We start from the raw sequence: 23,559 nt of genomic DNA, 5'->3' as shown, positions 1-23,559 counted from the left end.
ACGTCGTCGTCTATCACGGTGATCATTTACTTCACCGATAGCGAGTGGAAGCGGGTGAAAAGATCTTGCAGGAGCTGAAAGTCGATAAGGTCAAGCACATTGTCCTGATCGACGGCCGGTCCACCAACAAGCCCTCTGCATCAACTGTGAAGTAGTCCAAGGCGTTGCGATCGAGGCGATCACAATGTGGATGTCTGCTCTATCGATAGCTGCCCTTCCCTTTCCCTACCCGCGATAAGGTTCCCTAATCGCAATCGCCTGAACCCGTGCCCAGCGATATCCCATCAAAAGAATAGACAAACATGGGCTTCGCCGTCGCCCTCGGTTGTGATTTACGGCACGCGAAACGCCTGATCTATTCGCGCGGCCTCGACATCAACGACATGAGCGCGGCCACCGCCATCGGCCCCGGCTGCAAGGTTTGCGAACGTTGAGGCTGTCGACAGCGCGCCTTCCCCGCGCTGCATCTCACACCGACTGGCCGGCAACATTAGAACTGCCACGAAGCCATTACTCAGGTGTAGCCGCTCCCACTGCGATCGCCCTGCGAAACAACGCGCGTTTTTGCTCCATCCAATCTGGTTTCGGGCAGACGCTGTAGATGCCACTACATGCCCGCGTAGTTCGGGCCGCCGTCTTGCGGCGCGATCCACACGATGTTCTGTGTCGGATCCTTGATGTCGCAGGTCTTGCAATGCACGCAGTTCTGCGCATTGATCTGCAGCCGCGGCTGCCCTTCGTCGACGCCGACGAACTCGTACACGCCCGCCGGGCAGTAGCGCAATTCGGGGCCGGCATACTGCTTCCAGTTGACGCAGACGGGCACGGACGGATCCTTCAACGTCAGGTGGCTCGGCTGGTCCTCGTCGTGGTTCGTGCTCGACAGATACACCGAACCGAGGCGATCGAAGCTCACGACGCCGTCCGGCTTCGGATAGTCGATCCTTGCGTGCTTCGACGCAGGTTCGAGGCAGGCATGGTCGGGCTTCTTCCGATGGATCGTCCACGGCGGACTGCGCAGGCCCAGTTTCGGCAGCAGCCACTGCTCCACGCCGGTCATCAATGTGGCCACGGTGCGCCCCTTCTTGAACCACTGTTTGAAGTTCTTGGCGCGCAACAGCTCCACATGCAGCCAACTGCGTTCGAACGCGGCCGGATAGGCGGCCAGTTCGTCGTTCGCGCGCCCGGCGCCGAGGGCGTCGAACGCCGCGTCGGCCGCGAGCATGCCGGTCTTGATCGCCGCATGGCTGCCCTTGATGCGGCTGGCGTTGAGATAGCCCGCTTCGCAGCCCACCAGCGCGCCGCCGGGGAACACCGTCTTCGGCAGCGACAAGATGCCGCCCGCGGTGATCGCGCGCGCGCCGTAGGCGATGCGTTGCCCGCCTTCGAGGTGCGCGCGGATGGCGGGGTGCGTCTTGAAGCGCTGGAACTCCTCGAACGGACTCAACCAGGGATTTTTGTAGTCGAGCCCGACGACGAAGCCGACGGCGATTTTTCCGTCCTCGGCGTGATACAGGAACGAACCGCCGTAGGTATCCGAATCCAGCGGCCACCCGGCCGTGTGGACGACGAGTCCAGGCCGATGGCGGCCCGGCGCCGCCTGCCAGAGTTCCTTGATGCCGATGCCGTAGCTCTGCGGATCGCTGCGCCCAGTCGGGGAAGAGTTCGGTCAGCGCGCCGGGATCCATGATCGCGCCGGAGAGAATGTGTGCGCCGGGTTCGGAACCCTTCTCGATCACGCACACCGACACCTCGCGCCCCGCCTGCGCGGCAAGCTGCTTCAGGCGGATCGCCGTGGCGAGCCCAGCCGGCCCCGCGCCGACCACGACGACGTCGTATTCCATCGATTCGCGCGGGCCGTGCGAGGCCAGGAGTTCTGCGGAGGTTCTCACTCGGGGTTCGCTCTGAAAGGAAATGCCGCGAAGATCGGGCTGCTAAATCGCCGCCTCGATCTCGGGAATGATCTTGAACAAGTCTCCGACGAGACCGATGTCGGCGACCTCGAAAATCGGCGCTTCGGCGTCCTTGTTGATCGCCACGATCGTGCCGGCGTCCTTGATGCCGGTCAGGTGCTGGATCGCGCCGGAGATGCCGATGGCGACGTACAGTTCCGGCGCGATGATCTTGCCGGTCTGGCCGACCTGCATGTCGCTCGGCACGTAGCCCGCATCGACCGCCGCGCGCGAGGCGCCGACCGCCGCGCCGATCTTGTCGGCGAGCTTGAAGACGATGGCGAAGTTCTCCGCCGAGCCGACGCCGCGGCCGCCGGAGACGACCTTCGAGGCGCTTTGCAGGTCCGGCCGGTCGCTCTTGCCCTGCGCCAGTTCGACGAAGCGCGTGTGCGTGGGCAGTTCGACGTTGACGCTCAGTGCTTCGACCGGCGCGCTGCCGCCGTTTGCCGCGGCTGGCCACGAGGCCGTGCGCACGGTGGCGACGAGAATCTGGTCGGCCGGCGCCTGCACGGTGACGATGGCATTGCCCGCATAGATCGGCCGCGTGAACGTGTGCGCATCGGCCACGCTCATGATGTCGCTGACCTGACCCACGCTGAGCAGCGCGGCGACGCGCGGGGCGACGTCCTTGCCGAACGTGGTCGAGGGTGCGAGCACATGCGTATAACCCTTGGCCGCTTCGACGACCTGCGGCGCGTAGATGGCCGCGAGCGCGTGCGCATTGGCCGCGTTCGTCACCGTGAGCACTTTCGTCACGCCCGCGATCTTCGCCGCTTCCGCGGCAATCGCATCGGGCGCATCCGTGAGCACGAGCACGTCGATCGCCTCGGCTTTGATCGCCTGCGCGCAACTCACGCAGCGCGCGGTGCTCGGATTGAGTTTGCCGTTGAGGTGTTCGGCGAGGATGAGAACTTTCGACATCGGAGTTTCCTTTGTTTTCCTTCTCCCGCCGGGAGAAGCCGCGAGAGCCGCAGCGCCGGATGAGGGAAGAGCCTTACACTTTGTAGTGCCTTGAAATGCGGCGAGGCTTTTCCCTCATCCGCCCTTCGGGCACCTTCTCCCGGTGGGAGAAGGGAAGCTAGAGCAATCCTTTGGTTTTCAGCGCGGCGACGAGTTCGGCGGCGTCCTTGACCATCACGCCCTTGCTGCGTTTGGCCGGTGGCGCGTAGCTAGTGGTCTTGAGCATATCGCCCGAGGCGACGCCGAGGTCCGCCAGTTGCAGTGTCTCCAGCGGCTTGGACTTGGCCTTCATGATGTCCGGCAGCTTGATGAAGCGCGGTTCGTTGAGGCGCAGGTCCGTGGTGATGACGGCCGGCAGGTCGACTTCGATCGTCTCGAGGCCCGCATCGACTTCGCGCGTGACCTTCGCCGCGTTGCCGCTCACTTCAACCTTGGACGCAAACGTGGCTTGTGGCCGATTCCAAAGTGCGGCCAGCATCTGCCCGGTCTGGTTGCAGTCGTCGTCGATCGCCTGCTTGCCGAGCAGGACGATCTGCGGCTGTTCCTTTTCGATCAGCTTGAGCAGCACGCGCGCGGCGGTCAGCGGCTGGATCGCCTCGCTCGTGACGACGTGGATCGCGCGATTCGCGCCCATCGCGAGACCGTTGCGCAAATGCGCCTGCGCATCGGCCGGCGCGATCGTGGCGACGATCACTTCCGTCGCGATGCCTTTCTCGCGCAGGCGCAGCGCCTCTTCGAGCGCGATGTCGTCGAACGGATTGGCCGACAGCTTCACGCCGTCCGTCACCACGCCCGAACCGTCGGGCTTCACCTGGATGCGCACGTTGTAATCGACGACGCGCTTGTATGCTACGAGAATTTTCATGCCGGCAATGAGCCCTTCTTTGTCGTTCAAATCGCTGCGTGGACCAGGAGCCGAACCCTTCCGGGGGCGTTGGCGCTACATGTTGCGACGGTACTCGCCACCCACCTCGTAAAGCGCGTGGCTGATCTGCCCTTCGGAGTTGTACTTGACCGCCTCGACCAACTGCTCGAACACGTTCTTGCGATCGCGCGCCACCTGCTGAAGGCGCTTGAGACTTTCCGGGGCGAGACCGTTTCGGTTCTTCTGGAACGCACCGACATTGGCAATCTGCTGCCCCTTCTCCTCGATGGTCGAGCGGATCAGTTCGATCGTCGTGGTGATGTCACCACCGTGCTCCTTGGGCAGGAAGGTGTTGACGCCGATCAGCGGCAGGCTGCCGTCATGCTTCTTGTGTTCGTAGTACAACGACTCTTCTTGAATTTTCCCGCGCTGGTACATGGTGTCCATCGCGCCGAGCACGCCGCCGCGTTCGCTGATCGCCTCGAACTCCTTGTAGACGGCTTCTTCGACGATGTCGGTGAGCTTGTCGATGATGAAGCTGCCTTGCCAAGGATTTTCACAGAAGTTGAGGCCGAGTTCGCGGTTGATGATGAGCTGGATGGCGACGGCACGGCGCACAGATTCTTCGGTCGGCGTGGTGATCGCTTCATCGTAGGCGTTGGTGTGCAGGCTGTTGCAGTTGTCGAACAGCGCGTACAGCGCCTGCAAGGTGGTGCGGATGTCGTTGAACTGGATTTCCTGCGCGTGCAGCGAACGTCCGCTCGTCTGGATGTGGTACTTCATCATCTGGCTGCGCTCGTTGGCGCCGTAGCGCTCGCGCATGGCGCGCGCCCAGATGCGCCGTGCGACGCGGCCGATGACACTGTATTCCGGGTCCATGCCGTTGGAGAAGAAGAACGACAGGTTTGGGGCGAAGTCGTCGATGCGCATGCCGCGCGCGAGGTAGTACTCGACGATGGTGAAGCCGTTCGACAGCGTGAAGGCGAGCTGCGAGATCGGGTTCGCGCCGGCCTCGGCGATGTGGTAGCCCGAGATCGACACCGAGTAGAAGTTGCGTACCTTGTGGTCGACGAAATACTGCTGGATGTCGCCCATCATGCGCAGCGCGAATTCGGTCGAGAAGATGCAGGTGTTTTGCGCCTGGTCTTCCTTGAGGATGTCGGCCTGCACGGTGCCGCGCACGGCAGCGAGGGTTTCGGCCTTGATGCGCGCGTAGGTTTCGGCATCGACGAGTTGGTCGCCGGTGACGCCGAGCAGGCCCAGGCCGAGGCCATTGTTTCCGGCGGGCAGGTCGCCGCCGTAGGTCGGTTGCGTCTTGCCTTTGTAAAGTTCGGCGATCCTCGATTCCGCTTCGGCCCAGCGCGCGGCATCGGCCTTGAGGTATTTCTCGACCTGCTGATCGATCGCGGTGTTCATGAACATCGCAAGGATGATCGGAGCGGGACCGTTGATCGTCATCGACACCGAGGTGCTCGGCGCGGCCAGGTCGAAGCCGGAGTACAGCTTCTTCATGTCGTCGAGCGTGGGGATGTTGACGCCCGAGTTGCCGATCTTGCCGTAGATGTCGGGGCGTCGATGCGGGTCTTCGCCGTACAGCGTAACCGAGTCGAACGCGGTCGAGAGGCGCGTCGCCTTCTGCCCCTGCGAGAGGTAGTGGAAGCGGCGGTTGGTGCGCTCGGGCGTGCCCTCGCCCGCGAACATGCGCAGCGGATCTTCGCCGGTGCGCCGGTACGGGTAGATGCCGCCCGTGTACGGGTACGCGCCGGGCAGGTTTTCCTTCATCAGGAAGGTGACGAGTTCGCCCCAGCTCTTGTAGGTCGGCGCGGCAACCTTCGGCACTTTCTGGTGCGAGAGCGATTCGACGTAGTTGTCGCCGTCGACCGGCTTGCCGCGCACGAGGTAGGTGTAGTGGTCGTCGGTGATCGATTTGAGCCGCGCGGGCCATTCGCGCAGGAGGTTGAGCGCGTCGCTGCTGAGCGCCTTGATTGCGTCGTTGTAGTGTCGGCGCAGGGGAAGCAGCAAATCGTGTTGCTTCCCTTCCCCCGCCGGGGGAAGGTGGCGCGCAGCGCCGGATGAGGGAAGAGCCACACCCGTTTGGTGCGGAATGGCATCTTGCGAGGCCCTTCCCTCATCCGCCCTTCGGGCACCTTCTCCCGGGGGGAGAAGGGAATCAGGAGCATACAAATCCAGCGCCTTCGGAAGATGCGGGTCGCCGAGTTCCTTCAGCGCAGTCCACAGCGCCTGCGCGCGGTCGGCGCTCTCGGCCTGACGCACGATTTGCGCATTGATACCGCGGCCGCCTTCGGCGATCTCGGCGAGGTAGCGCACGCGCGCGCCGGGGATCAGCACGGTCGCGCGCGGTTCCTTGAGCGAGGTGTCGAGTTGCGGAGCGAAGTCGCAATGTTTCGAGGCGATCCCCGGCAGCTTCTCGCGCAGCAGGCGGCACAGATTGACGAACATCCAGGTCACGCCGGGATCGTTGAACTGGCTCGCGATGGTCGGGTAGACGGGCACGTCTTCGTCCTTGAGCGTGAACGCGACGCGATTGCGCTTCCACTGCTTGCGCACGTCGCGCAGCGCATCCTCGGCGCCGCGCTTGTCGTACTTGTTGAGCACGACGAGTTCGGCGAAGTCGAGCATGTCGATCTTCTCGAGCTGGCTCGCCGCGCCGTAGTCGCTCGTCATCACGTAGATCGGGAAATCGACGAGGTCGACGATCTCGGAGTCGGACTGGCCGATGCCCGCAGTCTCGACGATGACGAGGTCGTAGCCCTGCCCTTTGAGGAACGCGATGCTGTCCTTGAGCACCGCACTGGTCGCCGCGTGCTGGCGGCGCGTCGCCATCGAGCGCATGAACACGCGATGCGAGCGCAACGAGTTCATGCGGATGCGGTCGCCAAGCAGCGCGCCGCCCGAGCGGCGCCGCGTCGGATCGACCGCGAGCACGGCGATGCGCATCTGCGGGAACGCATGCAGGAAACGCAACACGAGCTCATCCACCGCGCTCGACTTGCCCGCGCCGCCGGTGCCGGTGATGCCGATGACCGGCGTCTTGCCGCCTGCGATCTGCCATTCCTTGCGCAGGCGCGCAAGCCCGGCTTCGTCGTGGCGGCCTTCCTCGATCGCGGTCAGCGCGTGGCCGACGGCGATCTCGTCGTCGATCGCGACCTTGGCTTGCGCTGCATGCGTCTTCGCTTCGCCGCTCAGGCGCGCGTCCGCGGCCTTGCGCGCGCGCGCGACTACGTCCTCGATCATCTGCACGAGGCCCAGGTGCATGCCGTCGTTCGGGTGATAAATGCGCTCGACGCCGTAAGCCTGTAGCTCGGCGATTTCCTCGGGCGTGATCGTGCCGCCGCCGCCGCCGAACACACGGATATGCGCCGCGCCTTTCTCGCGCAGCATGTCGACCATGTACTTGAAATACTCGACGTGGCCGCCTTGGTAGCTCGACAGCGCGATCGCGTCGGCGTCTTCCTGCAGCGCCGCGCGCACGACGTCTTCGACGCTGCGGTTGTGGCCGAGATGGATGACTTCCGCGCCCAGCGCCTGGATCAGCCGGCGCATGATGTTGATCGCGGCGTCATGGCCGTCGAACAGGCTCGCCGCGGTGACGAAGCGCAGCGGTGACGCCTCGGCAGACTCGTTCGCCGAGGGCAGTGTCGATGCGACGGTGCTCATGGTTGGATCCTCAGGATTGCGTGCGTTGGGCCTTTTCCTTGACCGCCTTTGCGCGCACGATGTCGCGCGCCTGCGCCCAGTCTTCCGCAGTCATCTTTTCCATCTCCGCGAACGTGCTCGGCGCGGCCAGATGATGGCCGCCGTCGATCGCGATGGTCTGGCCGGTCAGGTATTCGGTCCCGTCGGCCTGCAGGAACAGCATCAGGTTGCACAGCTCGCTCATGCGGCCGTAGCGGCCCATCGGCACCTGTGCGTCGGACGCCGCGCCGACGTTCGCCTTGGGAATCGGAGCAAGCTTTTCCCATGCGCCCTCGGTGGGAAAAGCGCCGGGGGCGACGGCGTTCACGCGTACGTTGTGCTTGCCCCACTCCACCGCCAGAGACATCGTCATCGCGTGCAGCGCGGCCTTCGACATGGCCGACGGCAACACGAAGGGCGAACCGGTCCAGATCCAAGTTACGAGCACGCTGACCACCGAACCCGGCAGGCCCTGCGCGATCCAGCGGCGGCCGCAGGCCAGTGTGGAATGCAGCGCACCGTCAAGCACGGTCGAGCGCACCGCGTCGAAGCCGCGCGGGCTGATTTCGGCCGACGGGGAAATGAAGTTCGCCGCCGCATTGTTGATCAGGCCGGTCAGCGGGCCCTGCTTCCAGATCGCATCGACCATGCCATCGATCTGCTCCGGCTGGCGCACGTCGCAAATGTGGTAGTGGACCGAACCGCCATGCGCCGCGGTGGCGTTCAAATCCGCCACCGTGGCTTCGAGCACTTCCCGGCGGCGTCCGCAGATGTGGACGGCAGCGCCGTGCGCGCTGAACGTGCGGGAGAATTCCTTGCCCAATCCCGTCCCGCCGCCGGTGACGAGAATGCGTTTGCCCTGTAGCACATCGCCGCGGAACGGCCCTTGCGCGTTCGTGTTCATGCACTTTCCTCTCGTCGTTTCAGTGACCGCCGCCGTGGTGCTTGCGGTAATCCGCAAACAGCTTGCGCCCGATGATGTGCTTCATCACCTCGATCGAGCCGCCGGCGATCTTGACGATGCGCGCGTCGGCGTAGGCGCGGGAAATCGGGTATTCCCACATGTAACCCCAGCCGCCGAACAGTTGCAGGCACTCGTCGACGATCTTGCAGTGCAGGTTCGACAGCCACATCTTGGCCATCGCGGCGTCCTCGGCGTCGAGTTCGCCGCGCATGAAGGCTTGGATGCAGCGGTCGGTGAAGACCCGGCCGATCACGGCTTCGGTTTTTAGTTCGGCCAGCTTGAACTGGGTGTTCTGGAAATCGCCGATGGTCTTGCCGAACGCCTTGCGCTCGGCCGTGTAGGCCACCGTGTAATCGACGACGTGCTCGGAAACCACGGCCGAACGGATCGCCTGCGCGAGCCGTTCCTGCGCGAGCTTGGTCATCATCAGCTCGAAGCCTTTGCCTTCCTCGCCGAGCATCGCCGAGGCCGGCACGCGCATCTCGTCGAAGAACAGTTCGGAGGTGTCCTGCGCCTTCATGCCGAGCTTTTCCAGGTTCTTGCCGCGGCGGAAACCCGGCAGGCTGGTATCGATCAGGAACAGGGTCACGCCCTTGGCGCCGGCGGTGCTATCGGTCTTGGTCGCCAGCACGATCACGTCGCAGAGCTGGCCGTTGGAGATGAACACCTTCTGCCCGGAAATGACGTAGTGGTCGCCATCCTTGACGGCGCGCGTGCGGATCGCCTTCAGGTCGCTGCCGGCGTGCGGCTCGGTCATGCCGAGAGCGCCGATCGCCTCGCCCGTGACCATCCGCGGCAGCCACTGTTTCTTCTGCGCATCGCTGCCGAAGGACTTGATGTAGGTCGCGACCAGATCCGCGTGGATCAGGAAACCCGGACCGGTGAAGCCGGAGCGCGCCAGTTCCTCGAACACGACCACGTCGAACAGGTAGTCAAGCCCGAGGCCGCCATATTCCTCCGGCACCGTGCAGCACAGCATGCCTGCCTCGCCGGCCTTGCGCCACAGCTCGCGCGGCACGATGCCGTCATGTTCCCACTGGGCATGGAACGGCGCGACTTCCTTCTCGAAGAAGCGCCGCACGCTGTCGCGGAAGGCTTCGTGTTCTTCCTGGAAGAGCTCTCGCTTGATCATTTCACGCCTCCGGCGTTCAGTAGGACTTCGGAAGGTCGAGAACCTTCTCGGCGATGAAGGACAGGATCAGTTGCTCGGTGATCGGCGCGATGCGCGTCACGGTCACTTCGCGGAACAGACGCTCGACGTGGTATTCCTTCGCGTAGCCAAAACCGCCATGGGTGAAGATCGCGCGCTCGGCCGCCTCATAGCCGGCGCGCGCACCGAGGAACTTGGCCGTGTTCGCCTCCGCGCCGCAGGGCTGGTGGCTGTCGTAGAGCCACGCCGCCTTCATCGTCATCGCCCACGCCGCTTCGAGCGCCATCCAGCGCTCGGCCAGCGGATGCTGGATGCCCTGGTTCTGGCCGATGGGCCGGTCGAACACGACGCGCTCGCGCGCATACTTCGCCGCGCGGCGCAGCGCATCCTGGCCGATGCCGATGGCCTCGGACGCAATCAGGATGCGCTCGGGATTGAGGCTGTGCAGGATGTAGGAAAAGCCCTTGCCTTCCTCGCCAATGCGGTCTTCCTCGGGAATGAACAGGCCGTCGATGAAGATCGAATTGGAATCGACCGCCTTGCGCCCCATCTTCGGGATGCGCTGCACTTCGATCCGGCTGCGGTCAAGGTCGGTGTAGAAGATCGTGATGCCGTCGGTCGGGCGCTTGCAGTCTTCGAGTTTCGTCGTGCGGGTCAGCAGCATGATCTTGTTGGCGACCTGCGCGGTCGACGTCCACACCTTCTGCCCGTTGACCTTGTAGCCGCCGGGCACCTTCTCGGCGAAAGTCTTGATCGCCGTGGTGTTCAACCCCGCGTTCGGCTCGGTGACGCCGAACGCGACCTGATCCTTGCCTTCGATCAGGCGCGGAATCCAGCGCTGCTTCTGCTCGTGGCTGCCGAATACCACGATCGGGTGCGGGCCGAACAGGTTGATGTGCACGGTGGAAGACGCCGCCATGCCGCCGCCGTGGCTGGCGACCTCGTGCATCATGATCGCGGCTTCCGTGACGCCGAGGCCGGAGCCGCCGTATTCGACCGGCATGGTGATGCCGAGCCAGCCGGCTTGCGCCATCGCTTGATGGAACTCGAACGGGAACTTGCCGTCCTCGTCGCGCGCCAGCCAGTAGTCGTCGCCGAACGACTTGGCCACGGCGGCGACGCCGTCGCGGATGGCCTGATGATCTTCGGAAATCGAGAAGTCCAAGTAATGCTCCCGTTGGTTTCGCTCAGGATTCCAGGCCCAGGGTCAGGCGCGCCTGCTTGAGATGCGGCAGGTCGTACATGACGCCATCGATGCTGACCACCCCGGCGCCCGGTCCGGCGTCGAACGCGGCGACGACGCGGCGCGCCGATGCCAATTCGTCTTCGGTCGGCGAATACGCGGTGTTGATGATTTCGACTTGATCCGGATGGATCGCGATGCGTCCCTTGAACCCGCGCCGACGCGATTCGCGGCAGGCGCGTTCGAGGCCGGCGGCATCGCGGAAGTCGGCATGCAGCGTGTCGATCGCGCCGACGCCGCTGGATGCGGCAGCACACAGGCACATGGAACGCGCCAGTAGATACAAAGACGAATACGCGCCATCGTCCTCGCGGTTCGAGGCCGCGCCGATGGCGGCGGACAAATCCTCCGCGCCCCAAGTGACGCCAACCAGGCGCGGCGGCGGCGTGCGGTAGCCATCCATAGTCAACATGGCCTGCGCGGTTTCGGTCGCCACGGGCAAGATGCCGATTTGCCCCGCCGGCAAGCCCGCGTGTGCTTCGAGAGCATCCAGATAATGCGCCGCGCGCACGATGTCGGCGACCTCGCGCGTCTTCGGCAGAACGATGCCGGCTAGCCCCGCGCCGACGACGGCGGCGAGATCGGCCAGCGCAAGGCCGGAGCACAGCGGATTGATGCGCACGAACAGGCGGCTCTTGGCGCGGTTCGCATGCTCGGCCACGAACGCGGCGGCGGCGGCGCGCGCCTCGAGCTTGCGACTCGCGGCGACGGCATCCTCCAGATCGAGGATCAGCACGTCCGCGGCCGTCTCCAGCCCACGGGCGAGCTTGCGCGGCGAATCTGCCGGAACGAACAGCAGCGAGCGCAGTGCGTTCATGCCGGCTTGCGCAGCATCAGCGCCTGGCGCTTGCAGGTCGCGATTTCGATGTCGCGCTGGTTGAAGCCCTGGTGCAGGAAGGTGACGATGCCGGCATTGGGGCGCGACTTGCTTTCGCGCAGATCGAGCACCGTCGTGCGCGCGTGGATCGTGTCGCCGGCGAACACCGGCGCGGAAAACTTCACGTCGGTCATGCCGAGGTTCGCGATGGTCGTACCGAGCGTCGTATCCTGCACCGACAGGCCGATCACGAGTCCCAGCGTGAAGATGCTGTTCATCAGCGGCTTGCCGAATTCCGTGCCCTTGCAGTATTCGGCATCGATGTGGATCGCCGCTGGATTCATCGTCGCGTTGCTGAACCACATGTTGTCCGATTCGAGCAGCGTGCGGCGCAGTTCGTGCTCGAAAACCCGATTCATTTCAAATTGCTCGAACCACAGACCGGCCATTGTTGGACTCGCTCGATCGTATCCATTCCACGCGTACGCCTGGGCCGGGACGAGCCGACGCGCTGCCGGGTGAACCTGCCCAGTGGGCGGATCACGTGGCGTACGTCGCCATTCCCGTGGGATCGGATGACGCGGTGGCCCCGCATCCGAAGTCCCTCCCATTCACCTCGTCGACGTCCCGGTTTTTTGCGCCGCGTTGCAGCCCGAACGGTGCCGCCGGATTCTGTTTCTGGTCAACATCGTTTATTATACGCATGTGTACTATCTACGCAAGTGCCGCCACCCGTGACGACCACCGCAACCAACCGCCAGGTCATCCTGAAGGAACGCCCCGTGGGCATTCCGCAGGCCCGCCATTTCGAGATCGTCGAGCGCCCGGTTCCGCAACTGGCGCCCGGCACGGTTCGCGTGCGCAACATCTTCCTCTCCGTCGAGCCGGCGATGCGCGGCTGGGTGAACGCGGTCGGCAACTATTCCGAGCCGGTCGCAATCGGCGCGGTGATGCGTTCGTTCGCCGCGGGCGTGGTGCAAGCGTCGAATGTGGCGCACCTACCGGTCGGCACCTGGGTCACGGGAATGTTCGGCTGGCAAGATCATGCGGTGGTGCTGCCGGAAGAAATCGGACGCATCGTCGAAGAACGCGACCTGCCGCTCTCGCTCTCGCTCGGCGTACTCGGCATCAACGGCGCCGCCGCGCATTACGGCCTGACGCGGATCGGCCGGCCGAACCCGGGCGAGACGGTCGTCGTGTCGACGGCGGCCGGCGCCGTCGGCTCCTGCGTGGGACAAATCGCGCGCATTCTCGGCTGCCGCGCCGTCGGCATCACCGGTGGCGAAGCGAAGCGGCGGCTCTGCCTCGACACGTTCCACTTCGACGAGGCCGTCGACTACAAGGCTCCGGATTTCGAGGAAGCATTGGCGCGGGTCTGCGCGGGCGGCGTGGATGTCTACTTCGACAACACGGCCGGCCCCATCAGCGACGCCGTGCTCAAGCGCCTCAACCGCGGCGCGCGCGTCGTCGTCTGCGGCACGGCCTCGATCGCAAACTGGGATCCACCGCCGCTCGGCCCGCGCGTCGAACGGCACCTGCTGGTCAAGCGCGCGTCGATGCAAGGCTTCGTCATCTTCGACCACAAGGAATGTGAGCAGGAGGCGTTCCAGCAGATCGCAAGCTGGTTGCGCGAGGGAAAGCTGTGTCATGTCGAGGAAATCCTCGACGGCATCGAGCACGCGCCCGATGCGATCGCCGGTTTGTATCGCGGCGAGAATCTCGGCAAGCGGCTCATCCAGATCGGCGACATCACATCCACATGATTTTTATCCGGGAGGAAACCATGTTCAGTCCACTTCAACGCAAGCTCGTGGCGCACGGCGCGCTGATCCTGCTCATCGCGATGCTGGCTGGGGTCGGCCTGCTCGCTTCCTTGGTCGGCGGCATCGAATTGTGGCCGGGCCACATCGTGAACTTCGGCCTGCCGGGCAACCCTTCCTCATGGGCGCGCACGCACGTCGGCGGCATCCTCAACGCGCTGCTGATTTTCGTCGTCGCACTGCTGCTGCCGGGGCTCGGCGTCACGGAAAAGAAAGCGGGCCGGATCGGTTGGCTCATCGTCGGCACCGGCTGGGCGAACACGGTATTCTACTGGGCCGCGATGTGGGCGCCGAACCGCGCGCTGACGTTCGGCGACAACCACTTCGGCCCGGCCAGCCTCGCCGGAGTGGTCGGCCTGCTGCCCGCGCTCGTGTTCGCGATCGTTTCGCTCGTCGCAGTGGGGATGATCGCGGCGCAGGCGTGGCGCAAGTCGCCTTAGAATTTTTTGCGCATCTGCGCCCACGCATCCACCAGCGCCGGCCGATGCGCCGGCGCTGCGATGCCGATCAACGCCTCGGCGCGTGCGTCCAGCGACAGGTCGCGCACGCGCGCGACGCCATTCTCGGTGATGAAGACGTCGGCGCAATAGCGCGGCAAGGTACACAGTGCGCCTTCGCGCAGCCGCGGCACGATGCGCGAAACGCCGCCGCCGGCGGCCGTTGACCGCAGGCAGATCAGCGAGCGCCCGCCCTTCGAGGCCAATGCGCCATGCGCGAAAGCCGGCAAGCCGCCCGCGCCCGCGACGAGCTTGCCGTCGATCGCCTCGGAGTTCACCTGGCCGAACAGGTCCACTTCGACCGCGCTGTTCACTGCGACGAAATTTTCGATCGCGGCGATGGCGCGGCTGTCATGCGTCTGGCCGACGTCGGTGAACCACAGGTTCGGCAGCGTGCCGACGAACGCATGGAACATCTCGTCGCCGAGGGCGACGCCGGTGGTGATGCGCGCGAAGCGGTCGAGCGCGCCCGCCTCCCACAGATCGGCGTGCGCGCGGGTCACCATGCCGGTGTGCAGCTTCAGCCGGCGATGGCTGCGCAAGGCGGCGGCGAGCGCCAGCGGTACCGTGCCGATGCCGAATTGCAGCGTGTCGCCGTCGCGAACCAGCGTGCTCGCGTATCCGGCGATCGAGCGCTCGGCGTCGCCGATCGCGGGATCGCTGTAGGCGAGCAACGGCGCATCGGCCTCGACGTGGCCGTCGAGGTTGGCGTAGCAGACTCGGAACGTGCCCGCCGTGCGCGGCAGGCGCGGATTGATGTGCGCGATGCGTCGCTTCGCGCGCGCCCACGCCAGCGGCAGGAAATCGGCGCTCAGGCCGGCCGAGCAAAAGCCGTCGGCGTCCGGCGGACTCAACTGCGCGATCGCGACGTCCGCGGTGAACTCCGTGGACAGGTAGCGCGCGAGGCTTGCATAGTCGTGATGCAGGAGTTGCGCGCGGTTCTCCGCAAGGCCGCGCCGGATCGACGACGACATGAAGAACGCCGTCGCCCTCGCCCGCGGATGGACGGCGAGATAGTCGATCGTGTCGATGCCAGGAAATTGCACGCCGACGAAATCGACGTCGCGCGCGCGCTCCGGGTCGGCTTGCAGTTCGGATGCGAGCAGCGCCGACTCGCCCGCCAGCGCCGGCACGAACACGCGCTCGCCGGCGCAGAACGCATCAGTGAGTCGGCGCAGGGCTCGCGTCATGACGCCGGCGGCAAGGCGATGGCGGCGCTGCCGGTGACGACTTCGCCTCCCGCATGGGTCTGCCCCTGCACCTGATAGGTGGCCGTGGCGCCATTGTGTTGCACGAGTCGGGCAACGAAACGCAGTCGTTCGCCGAGCTTGGCGACGCCGGTGAAGCGCGTGTCCAGCGATTTCACCGCGGCCGGTCCGAAATGCGAAGTGAACAGGCGGCCGGCGCAGGCCATGCTCAGCATGCCGTGGATCAATGGTTTGTCGAAGCCGGCCGCGCGCGCGACGTCGGCGTCGAGGTGCAAGGGATTGTGGTCGCCCGAGGCGGCCGCGAACAGGGCGAGATCGACGGCGCCGATCGGGGCCGTTTCCATTTCGATGCGCTCGGGAAAGAATGGCGTTGCGTTCACGGCTTCCCGCTCCCCGGATTGCGCACGGCGACGTTCTGCATGCTGCGGCAGGCCGATTCGCCGCGCAGGCGGAACCGCGTTTCGATGACGATGAAGTGCAGCGCGCCGTTGCGCTTGTCGTAGATGTCGAGGATTTCGCGTGACACTTCGAGATCGTCGCCGGCATGCACGGCGTGTTCGTGCTCGAAGCGCTGCTCGGCATGCAGCACGCCGCGTAGCGGCACGCCGATGATTTTGAGCAGGTCGGCGCTGTTGCAGTGTTCGCTTTCGATCGCCTTGAGGAACGTCGGCGGCACGGGGCAGGCGTCGAAGCCGCGCGCGCGCGCCGCTTCGCGGTCCCAGAACACTGCATCGGTTTCGCCGATCGCCTCGCAGAACAGCTTGACGCGCCACGGTTCGACGCGGTGGATCGTCGGCGTGGTGCGGTAGCCGATGTAGCTGCGATCGATCATGCCGGTCCGACGCCAAGTTTGGGCGCGATGCGAACCCACGCCTGCTTGAGCGCAGGTTCCAGCGTTTCGAGCAGGCGTGCGCGATGGTTCACGAACCACGTCAGCGGCCCGCCCGTATAAGCCGGCGAGACGCTCGCGGCGCAGGCAGCCACGTCGAGGAATACCGGCTCGTCGATGCCGCCCGCATCGACGAGACGCAGTGCAAGAACGGCTTGTGCGTCGAGCGTCGCCGGCGTGGGGCGATCCGTCGCCGCGGTTTTCAATGCGGCCAGCACGCTGCTCGCGCCGTGCGTCGGCCAGGGTAACGCGCGCAGCCGCGCCGCAAGCGCGGCGAGCACGGCCACGGCGCCTTTTCCGACGCCAACGATCTCGAGCGCGCGCCCGTACTCGCCCGCAGGCGACAGCACCGCTTGCGCATCCGCAACGGCGCCGCGCAGATCGGCGACGCGAATCTCTTGCGTCGCGCCCGCGTCGTCCTCGATCGCGATCGTGCCGGCGGGCAGCGCGGCATCCGGCGCGACCTGCAGCCCGGACTTGCCGAGCGCCCTGCCCCACTCGTCGGACAGCGCGCCGTGACGCAGCCTGGAAATTTCAACGCCCGCGGGCGCGACGAGTTCCTTGTCCGCGCGCTGGCGGTTGATGAAAAGGCTGCGCACCATGTTGCCGGCGACCGGATCGAACATCAGCTGCACGAACTCGCGCATTTCGATCGCCGACGCCCCGGCGAGATCGTGCCGCGCGCCGAGCAGCACGCAATTGAGAATCGCGCGATGCGCCGGATAGTGCTCGAAGCGCTCGTCGTCGATGCCGAACGAACGGGCCAGCTCGCGCACCTGTTGCGCGGAATGCGCCGGCACATCGGCTTGCGCGAGGTGCGCGAATTTCGCCGCTAGGTCGTAGCTCCGGCCGCACAGCGCCAACGCGCGCGACCGCGCCGATTCGACGAGATCGCCCGTCGGCACGGCCTGCGCGAACACGCCGAGCGCGACCGCTTCCTGCGGCGCGAGCGAGCGGCCCGTCAAGAGCAGTTCGAGTCCTTGCCGGAATCCCGCGAGCCGGGGAAGGCGCTGCGTGCCGCCGGCGCCGGGCAACAGGCCCCAGCGCACTTCCGGCAAGCCGATCTGGATGCGCGGATCGTCGGCGACGATGCGCTCGCGGCACGCCATCGCCAGTTCCAGTCCGCCGCCGAGCGCAATGCCGTTGACGGCCGCGACCCAGGGCTTCGCCGAATCTTCCAGGCGCACGAACACCCGGCCGAGACGGCCGCACAGCTTCACCATGCCGGCTTCGTCGAGCACGCGCGCGGAATCGGAAAAGCCCGCGACCATGACCAGGTCGGCGCCGGCGAGGAAGGTCGACTTGGCCGAAGTCAACACAACGCAGCGCACGGCGGCGTCGCCCTCGACGCGGTCGAGCAGCGCGTCGAACGCGTCGATCAGATCCGCCGAGAACACGTTCATGCGCCGGCCGGGCATGTCGATGGCCGCGAGCAGCACGCCTTGCTCATCGAGGCGGGTGCGAATCAGTTCATCCACTTTCTTCTCCATCTCGTGGCGCGGCCGATCACGGCTGCGTCAGCGTTTCGCGCAGCACGCGCTTCAATATCTTTCCGGTGTTGCTCAGCGGCAGGGTCGGCGCGATGCGCACCTGCTTGGGAATTTTGTAGCCGGCAATCTGGCCGCGGCAGAAGGCGATAATCTCCTCCTCCGTGGCGACCGCGCCCTGCTTGAGCACGACGACGGCGACGACGCGTTCGCCCCAGTACGAATCGGGCGCGCCGACGACCGCGCAGGACGACACGGCCGGATGCTTCTGCACGACTTGTTCCACTTCCGCCGAATAGACGTTCTCGCCGCCGGTGACGATCATGTCCTTGACCCGATCGACGAGGTAGAGCAGGCCGTCGGCGGGGTCGCGGTAACCGGCATCGCCGGTGCGGTACCAGCCATCGTCGAGCACGGCCGCGGTCGTCTGCGGCTGGTGCAGATAGCCGCTGAACATCGCGGGCGTGCGGCAATGGAATTCGCCGATCTCGCCGTCGGGCAGTTCGTTGCCCGCCGCGTCGACGATCCTGAAGTCGATCAGCGGCAGCGGCCGGCCGCACGACTTCAGCCGCTCCTCATTGACGAGGTCGTGTTCCTCCGGGCGCAGGATCGTCATCGCGCCGCAGCTCTCGGTGGCGCCGTAGAACTGCATGAAATGGCATTTCATCTCGATCAGCCCACGCTTGAGCAACTGCGCGTTGATCGGCGACGAGGCATACATGACCAGGCGCAGCGAACTGAAGTCGGCGGTCTTCGCGGTCGGATGGTCGAGCACCATCTGGATCGCCGTCGGTGCCAGCACGAGGATCGTCGGCCGCGTCGCGCCGATCAGTTCGATCAGCTTGCCGGGCTCCATCACCGGCATGATCGACACCGTGCAGCCGTTGTAGAGCGACTGGATCGGCAGCGCCGTGCCGAGCAGGTGGAAGTTCGGCATGATCATCATCAGCACGTCGTCGGCATGCCATTGCAGCGTGGGCTCGAGGTGCTCGCACAGGCGCATGTAGTTCAGCGACTGGTGCGAGATCTCGACGCCCTTGGGATACCCGGTCGTGCCCGAGGTGTAGATGAGAAAGGCGGTATTGCGTGGATCGCCCGGCAGCATCGGATCGAGTGCGGGCGAATCCTTCACCCATGCTTCGAGCCCGCCGTCCGCGCTTGCGATCGAGTCGACCGGAATCACCTTGATCGGTTCGGCGCGGCCGGCGTTGACCTGTTCGATGACGGGCAGGAACTCCTTGTCCACGAACGCCAGCACCGGCGAGCAGTCGTCCGCGATCGGGCCGAGTTCGGTGGCCGGCAGACGCCAGTTCATCGGCAGCACCGTCGCGCCGGCCTTGCTCGCGCCGAACAGCACGTCGAAGAACGCGATCGAGTTCTTGCCGAGGAAGGCGACGACGTCGTTTTCGCGCACTCCCGCCGTCACCAGCGCGCGCGCGACGCGCGAGGTGAATTCGTCGAGTTCACGGAAGGTTCGCGTGAAGCTGCCGCAAAGCAGGGCCTGCTTGTCCGGCAGCGCCCGCGCGTAGTGCCGCAGGATGTCCGGCACCGATTGGATGTCCGCATACAGCCACATGTTTCCCTCCCGTTCGCTTCGATTCTCAGCCGGCGAATTTCTTGAAATCGGGCTTGCGCTTCTCGTTGAACGCGCGCACACCCTCCTTCGATTCCTCGCTCTGGTAGAAACCTTTCACCGCGGCAATGCCGAGGAAGGACAGGCCGCGAATGCTCTCGCTGTCGGCGTTGAACGAGCGCTTGGCGATGGCAATGGCGGTCGGCGAGAGCGCGTTGATTTCCGCAGCCCATGCCTCGCATTCGGCATCGAGTGCCTCGTGCGGCACGACCTTGTTGACCAGGCCCATCTCGAGCGCCTCCTGCGCCTTGTAGCGGCGGCACAGGAACCAGATCTCGCGCGCCTTCTTCTCTCCGACCACGCGGGCGAGATAGGCCGTGCCGAAGCCGGGATCGACCGAGCCGACCTTGGGCCCGACCTGGCCGAGCTGCGCCTTCTCAGAGGCGATGGCGAGATCGCACAGCGTCACGAACACGTTGCCGCCGCCGACCGCGAAACCCTGCACGCGCGCGATCACGACCTTGCGGCAATCGCGGATCGCGCTGTGCAGTTCCTCGATCGGCAGGCCGACGAGGCCGCGCGGGCCGTACAGGCCGTCTTCGGACAGATGCACTTTCTGGTCGCCGCCGGTGCAGAACGCTTTGTCGCCGGCGCCGCCGAAAATCACGGCATTGACCGACTTTTCCTCGTCCGCCGCGCGGAACGCGAGGATCAGTTCCTCCACCGTCTGCGTGCGAAAGGCGTTGAACACCTCCGGACGGTTGATCGTGATGCGCACGGCGTTCTCGCCGACTTCGTAGGTGATGTCTTTGTACTCATGTGCCATTGGAATGCTCCTTGGATGGAATTTTCAGCCGTGCATCGTCAAGCCACCGGACACGCTGATCGTCTGGCCGGTGATGAACGCGGCGTCGTCGCTAGCGAAGAACGCGACGAGGCCGGGATAGTCCTCGGCGACGCCGATGCGACCGAGCGGCACGCCCTTGACCATCGCGTCGCGGATTTTCTGGCCCTGCTCGCCCGTGCCGACGAAGGCGCTCATCGCCGGCGTATCGGTCGGGCCCGGGCAGATCGTGTTGATCGTGACGTTGCTGCGCGCGAGTTCGCGCGCCAGCGCCTTGCCGAACGCGATCGTTGCGCCCTTGCAGCCCGAATACACGACCTCGCCCGAGCTGCCGACGCGGCCCGCATCCGAGGCGATATTGATGATGCGCCCCGCCTTGCGTTCGGCTAGGCCCTGCGCGACCGCGTGCGTGACGTGCAGAGGCCCGAACCAGTTGATGCCGACGACCTTCTTCCAGAACGCCTCGTCGGTCTTGAGGAACGGAATCGGCGTGTCCCAGCCGGCGTTATTGACGAGCACGTCGGTCGGTCCCGCGGCGCCCTCGAATTCCTTGACGGCGGCGACGACCGCCGCGTAGTCGGTGATGTCCGCCGCGACGGCGACGGCCTTGCCGCCGGCCGCTTCGATCGCCTTCGCGGTCTCGCCCGCGGCGTCCTTGTTGATGTCGAACACGCCGACGGTCAGGCCTTCTTCGCCCAGCCGCAGCGCGATCGCCTTGCCGATGCCGCTGCCGGCGCCCGTCACGATTGCCTTCTTGCCTTTGAGACCTCGCACGTTGTCCTCCAAAATGAAATGTGGGAAATGAGTCGTTGAATCATGCGCCGAAGCGGCCGATCAGCGCGACCGCGCTGACGTTCTGGTGCGGATGACCGCCCAGGTTCTGGGTGAGCCCGACGTCAACTTTGGCGAGCTGGCGCTTGCCGGCACGGCCGAGAATCTGCTGGTAAACCTCGTAGACCATGCGCAGGCCCGACGCGCCGATCGGATGGCCGAAACATTTCAGGCCACCGTCGGGCTGCACCGGCAGCGCACCGTTCAAGTCGAACACACCGTCGAGCGCGTCCTGCACGGCCCTGCCCGGCGCGCTGAAGCCCAAGTCTTCCATCAGCACGAGCTCGGTGATCGAAAAGCAGTCGTGGACCTCGGCCATCTGGATCTGCCTGCGCGGATCGGTGATGCCGGCGTCCTTGTAGGCACGCGCCGCGGCGGTGCGGGCGGTGGCGATGTGCGCGCCGTCCCAGGTGTTGAAGCTCGCCTCTTCGCCGTTGCTGACGGAAATTTCCAGCGCCTTGATCGTGACGATGTCGGCGCCGGGCTTCAGGCCGCGCGCGATGTCCGGCGTGGTGACGATGGCGCAGGCCGAGCCGTCGCTGACGCCGGAGCAGTCGAACAGTCCGAGTGGCGCGGCGATGGTCGGCGCCTTGAGCACGTCTTCCTCGGTGATGACGTTGCGCAAGTGCGCCTTCGGATTGAGCGCCGCGTTGGCGTGGCTCTTGACCGAGACGCGCGCCATCGCGCGCTTGAGCGTGCCCGCGTCGATGCCGTGGCACGCGGAATACGCCGAGGCGAGCTGCGCGAACGCGCCGGGCGCGGTCGAGTTCGGCAGCCACAGATCGTTGCTGATGCCGCGCGTGCGCACGGGCAGTCCGCCGTAGCCGGTGTCCTTGAGTTTTTCCACGCCGAGCGCGAGCACGATGTCATAAGCGCCCGCGGCGACCGCGTAGACCGCGCCGCGCAGCGCCTCGGTGCCGGTCGCGCAGGCATTTTCGACGCGCGTCGCGGCGATGCGCGGCAGGCGCAGCGCCTGCGCCAATGGGCCGGCAGTCTTGCCGACGTTGTTTTCTTCGAGGCACACGCCGAACCACGCGGCGTCGATCTGCTTCACGTCGATGCCGGCGTCGGCGATCGCTTCGTTGAACGACTCGGCCATCAGAATCCTCGGGCGAAGCGTCCCAGCGCTCGCCGAAGCGCGTGCAGCCCATGCCGAGAATGGCGACCTTGTCGCGAATGCCGCTGGCCATATCGTTCAGTCCTCTTTGCGCACGGGAGTGGCCTTCCAGAAATAGCGCCGGAAGCCGCGCTTCGAGTCGTAGTCCTTGACGCGATAGACCATGCGCAACGGCGTGCCCACCGCGATTTCGTCGGGTGTCGAGTCGGCGAATTCCATCAGCACGCGGCCTCCGCCTTCGAAATCGACGTGGCCGAACAGGAAAGGCGGATGCGGCGTGTAGCCGAGATAGTCGCAGGTGAACGAGAGCACGCGCGCGGGCGCGTCGGCGAGGCTTGCGGGCTCCTGCGAATCTTCCGCGCGGCAGTCCGGATTGACGCAGAAGCGCAGCGACGGAAACTGCACCGTGCCGCACTTGCTACAGCGTCCGCCCTCGAAGCGCGCGATGCGCGCATGGTCGCGCCAAGCGGCCGAGAGCGCGGTCTTGTTGTCCATCTCCGCGCGCATGCCCCAGTCGAGCGCGATCTGGCCGGTGAAGGACAGGTACTTCATGTACGCGGTTTCCGCGCGGCCCGCGCCGGGCTTTCCGCCTGGACAAGGGACGCCGGTGCGCCGCAGCAGGATGGCATCGCAGCCGTTGCCGAACGCGGCGAGCAGGATCAGGTCGCCCTCTTTCGCTTCGCGCACGGCGACGTCGAGCATTGCGAGCGGCTGCGCGCTGCCGAGGTCGCCGACGTTTTCCGACTCGGTCGACACCAGCGCAGTCGCCGCAATGCCGACGCGCCTGGCGACGACTTCGTTGGTCTTGCCGGTCGGCGCCGGCATGGCGAACCGCGTGACCGCCGCGGGCTCGACGCCCGCCTGTTTCAGGCATCGCGCGATGGCATCGACCGCGATCTTGGAGTAGCCCTCGTCGCGCACCCAGCGTTCTTCCCATCCGTAGTCGGCATCGGCGCCGGTTTCGCGGAAGCGATCGACGAAATCGGCCTGCACGGACACCGACGCCACGTGCGTCGCAATTGGATTGCCCGTGCCGACGACGGCCGCGGCCGCACCGTGGCCGAGCACCAGTTCCTGCGCGCTGGCTGGCCGCGGCACGCGGCGCTCGGAAGCGACGAGGAGTTCGATGCCGGCCTGCGGTTCGCGCAACGCGCGCAGCAGTTCCGTCGAAGCGGCGCGCAGGGACGAGGCGACGTCGCGTGCGACGGCGTCGGCCGGCGCGCCGATCGCTGCGGCGACAATGCCGCCGTTGAGGCGGTCGGCGAACGGCAGCGTGGTCGAAGCCAGCGAGATCGACGAAGGCGCGACGCCGGGCAGGCCGCGCAGCACGTCGCGCGCGGCTTCGACCGCCATCGTGACGGCGTCCTCGTCCCAGTTCGCGATCGCGCGCCGGCCCCTGGCCAGGCCCTTCAGTCCCGGCGCCATCCAGCGGTGCGCGGCAAAGATTTCGGCGCGCTCCAAACGAAGAAGCGGCACGTATCGGCTCGTGGCGAGCAGGCCGAAGCCGGCGTCGGTTGCGTGCATGACCTCGACTGTCCCTCCCCGAATCGTCGCGATCGGGTCTTGAATTATTTAGTGTGGCATATGATACACTAGCGAACTATAAACATTCAAACCCTATTTTCGGGGCGCGGCGATGCGCTCCC

The 23,559-nt window shown here is 65.8% G+C and carries 19 protein-coding genes and 2 pseudogenes; 3 read left to right on the top strand and 18 right to left on the bottom strand.

The window, feature by feature from the left end; translation table 11 throughout:
* Positions 1–308 precede the first annotated feature (308 nt).
* Positions 309–434: pseudogene (locus tag QM741_RS14990) on the top strand (short-chain fatty acyl-CoA regulator family protein); the annotation flags it as partial.
* Positions 435–607: 173 nt separating this feature from the next.
* Here the strand turns inward: QM741_RS14990 and QM741_RS14985 are convergent.
* The 9 genes and pseudogenes from QM741_RS14985 to QM741_RS14945 form a co-directional block, all read right to left on the bottom strand.
* A pseudogene (locus QM741_RS14985) lies at positions 608–1,844 on the bottom strand (electron transfer flavoprotein-ubiquinone oxidoreductase).
* Positions 1,845–1,934: 90 nt separating this feature from the next.
* Complete coding sequence (locus tag QM741_RS14980; RefSeq protein ID WP_415208470.1) at positions 1,935–2,873, bottom strand: electron transfer flavoprotein subunit alpha/FixB family protein; 939 nt, start codon at positions 2,871–2,873, stop codon at positions 1,935–1,937.
* A 157-nt stretch (positions 2,874–3,030) separates the two neighbouring features.
* Positions 3,031–3,777 (bottom strand): electron transfer flavoprotein subunit beta/FixA family protein, encoded by a 747-nt coding sequence (locus QM741_RS14975; RefSeq protein ID WP_415208469.1) that lies wholly within the window; start codon positions 3,775–3,777, stop codon positions 3,031–3,033.
* A 75-nt stretch (positions 3,778–3,852) separates the two neighbouring features.
* Complete coding sequence (locus QM741_RS14970) at positions 3,853–7,455, bottom strand: methylmalonyl-CoA mutase family protein (protein ID WP_415208468.1); 3,603 nt, start codon at positions 7,453–7,455, stop codon at positions 3,853–3,855.
* A gap of 10 nt (positions 7,456–7,465) precedes the next feature.
* Entirely contained in the window at positions 7,466–8,377 is a 912-nt protein-coding gene (locus QM741_RS14965; RefSeq protein WP_415208467.1) for an SDR family oxidoreductase, read from the bottom strand.
* Positions 8,378–8,396: 19 nt separating this feature from the next.
* A complete protein-coding gene (locus tag QM741_RS14960; protein WP_415208466.1) occupies positions 8,397–9,569 on the bottom strand; it encodes an acyl-CoA dehydrogenase family protein in 1,173 nt (390 codons plus the stop codon).
* A gap of 16 nt (positions 9,570–9,585) precedes the next feature.
* Complete coding sequence (locus tag QM741_RS14955; RefSeq protein WP_415208465.1) at positions 9,586–10,752, bottom strand: acyl-CoA dehydrogenase family protein; 1,167 nt, start codon at positions 10,750–10,752, stop codon at positions 9,586–9,588.
* A gap of 22 nt (positions 10,753–10,774) precedes the next feature.
* Positions 10,775–11,647 (bottom strand): HpcH/HpaI aldolase/citrate lyase family protein, encoded by an 873-nt coding sequence (locus QM741_RS14950; RefSeq protein ID WP_415208464.1) that lies wholly within the window; start codon positions 11,645–11,647, stop codon positions 10,775–10,777.
* Entirely contained in the window at positions 11,644–12,258 is a 615-nt protein-coding gene (locus QM741_RS14945) for a MaoC/PaaZ C-terminal domain-containing protein (protein ID WP_415208463.1), read from the bottom strand. The genes QM741_RS14950 and QM741_RS14945 overlap by 4 nt, the downstream gene beginning before the upstream one ends.
* A gap of 123 nt (positions 12,259–12,381) precedes the next feature.
* On the opposite strand from QM741_RS14945, the gene QM741_RS14940 reads away from it, so the two are divergent.
* Together QM741_RS14940 and styC are read left to right on the top strand one after the other, a co-directional pair.
* The gene (locus QM741_RS14940; protein WP_415208462.1) at positions 12,382–13,410 is read left to right on the top strand and encodes an NADP-dependent oxidoreductase; all 1,029 of its coding nucleotides are present in this window, start codon (positions 12,382–12,384) and stop codon (positions 13,408–13,410) included.
* Positions 13,411–13,430: 20 nt separating this feature from the next.
* A complete protein-coding gene (gene styC / locus QM741_RS14935) occupies positions 13,431–13,907 on the top strand; it encodes a styrene-oxide isomerase StyC (protein WP_415208461.1) in 477 nt (158 codons plus the stop codon).
* Here the strand turns inward: styC and QM741_RS14930 are convergent.
* Genes QM741_RS14930 through QM741_RS14890 form a run of 9 tightly spaced genes read right to left on the bottom strand, consistent with a single transcriptional unit; the run spans position 13,904 to position 23,437 of the window.
* Complete coding sequence (locus tag QM741_RS14930) at positions 13,904–15,154, bottom strand: acetyl-CoA hydrolase/transferase family protein (RefSeq protein WP_415208460.1); 1,251 nt, start codon at positions 15,152–15,154, stop codon at positions 13,904–13,906. The genes styC and QM741_RS14930 overlap by 4 nt on opposite strands.
* The gene (locus QM741_RS14925; protein WP_415208459.1) at positions 15,151–15,552 is read right to left on the bottom strand and encodes a MaoC/PaaZ C-terminal domain-containing protein; all 402 of its coding nucleotides are present in this window, start codon (positions 15,550–15,552) and stop codon (positions 15,151–15,153) included. The genes QM741_RS14930 and QM741_RS14925 overlap by 4 nt, the downstream gene beginning before the upstream one ends.
* Entirely contained in the window at positions 15,549–16,004 is a 456-nt protein-coding gene (locus tag QM741_RS14920) for a MaoC family dehydratase N-terminal domain-containing protein (RefSeq protein WP_415208458.1), read from the bottom strand. The genes QM741_RS14925 and QM741_RS14920 overlap by 4 nt, the downstream gene beginning before the upstream one ends.
* Positions 16,001–17,539, bottom strand: coding sequence for an enoyl-CoA hydratase-related protein (locus tag QM741_RS14915; protein ID WP_415208457.1), 1,539 nt, complete (start codon positions 17,537–17,539; stop codon positions 16,001–16,003). Before QM741_RS14915 ends, QM741_RS14920 begins: the two co-directional genes overlap by 4 nt.
* Positions 17,540–17,567: 28 nt before the next feature.
* A complete protein-coding gene (locus QM741_RS14910; RefSeq protein ID WP_415208456.1) occupies positions 17,568–19,124 on the bottom strand; it encodes a long-chain-fatty-acid--CoA ligase in 1,557 nt (518 codons plus the stop codon).
* Between the two features lie 25 nt (positions 19,125–19,149).
* On the bottom strand, positions 19,150–19,947 hold the full coding sequence (locus QM741_RS14905; RefSeq protein WP_415208455.1) for an enoyl-CoA hydratase-related protein: 798 nt from the start codon (positions 19,945–19,947) through the stop codon (positions 19,150–19,152).
* Between the two features lie 24 nt (positions 19,948–19,971).
* Complete coding sequence (locus tag QM741_RS14900) at positions 19,972–20,739, bottom strand: SDR family oxidoreductase (protein WP_415208454.1); 768 nt, start codon at positions 20,737–20,739, stop codon at positions 19,972–19,974.
* 40 nt (positions 20,740–20,779) lie between these two features.
* Complete coding sequence (locus QM741_RS14895) at positions 20,780–21,988, bottom strand: acetyl-CoA acetyltransferase (protein ID WP_415209135.1); 1,209 nt, start codon at positions 21,986–21,988, stop codon at positions 20,780–20,782.
* A gap of 3 nt (positions 21,989–21,991) precedes the next feature.
* The gene (locus QM741_RS14890) at positions 21,992–23,437 is read right to left on the bottom strand and encodes a 3-oxoacyl-[acyl-carrier-protein] synthase III C-terminal domain-containing protein (RefSeq protein WP_415208453.1); all 1,446 of its coding nucleotides are present in this window, start codon (positions 23,435–23,437) and stop codon (positions 21,992–21,994) included.
* Between the last annotated feature and the right edge of the window lie 122 nt (positions 23,438–23,559).

This window comes from Rudaea sp. (genome assembly GCF_047601565.1).
GTDB lineage: Bacteria > Pseudomonadota > Gammaproteobacteria > Xanthomonadales > Rhodanobacteraceae > Rudaea.
The sequence above is the reverse complement of the archived record's forward strand: the minus strand, read 5'-3'. Positions and strand labels throughout refer to the sequence as shown.